Source organism: Rhodohalobacter sp. 8-1 (assembly GCF_038150125.1).
Taxonomy (GTDB): Bacteria; Bacteroidota; Rhodothermia; order Balneolales; family Balneolaceae; genus SW132.
In genome coordinates this window covers 1-531 of record NZ_JBBVMF010000065.1, presented here as the reverse complement: position 1 = coordinate 531, position 531 = coordinate 1, and the positions used below count along the sequence as shown (strand labels likewise).

1 protein-coding gene is annotated in these 531 nt (G+C 65.3%); it reads left to right on the top strand.

Going from position 1 to position 531, the window contains the following annotated elements; genetic code table 11:
- On the top strand, positions 1-531 hold a 531-nt coding region (locus AABW11_RS20025), incomplete at both ends, for a lipopolysaccharide biosynthesis protein (protein WP_340107107.1).

Here is a 531-nt window from a genome sequence, read left to right as displayed (position 1 = left end):
CGCCGGCTGGAACTGGCAGGGCGTCGTGATCGGAAAGATTGCCGGCCTGGCGATCGCCTGCGTCGCGGGCTTCGTGTGGCTGTCCCGCGATCTGGAGCTGAAGCTGTCGCTCGACTGCCGGAAGGAGATCAAAGATCTCGTCAAGTTCGGGCTGCTCTATCTGCCGGCGGGATTCGGTCTCGTCGCCGTGCCGCTGACCGACCGCCTGATCATCGCGCACGTCCTGGGCCTTGCGGAGAACGGGCTGTACGGTGTCGCCGCGCTGTTCGGCGCGGCGCTTTTCGTCGCCATAAACGGCTTCCTGCATGCCTGGATGCCGTGGCTGTTTCAGCATCTGCGCGAGCCGCGCTCCGATGCCTTCCGCCGCGACATCTCCGTCGTATCGCTCGGCTTCCTGGCGCTGCTGCCGATTGCCGGCGTGGCCTTCTACATGGTTGCCGCGATCACTGCGCCTTTCCTGATCGGCGCGTCCTTCGAGAAATCCTTTCCGCTCATTCCCTGGGCGATCGCCGGCACCGTCGCGATGGGGTA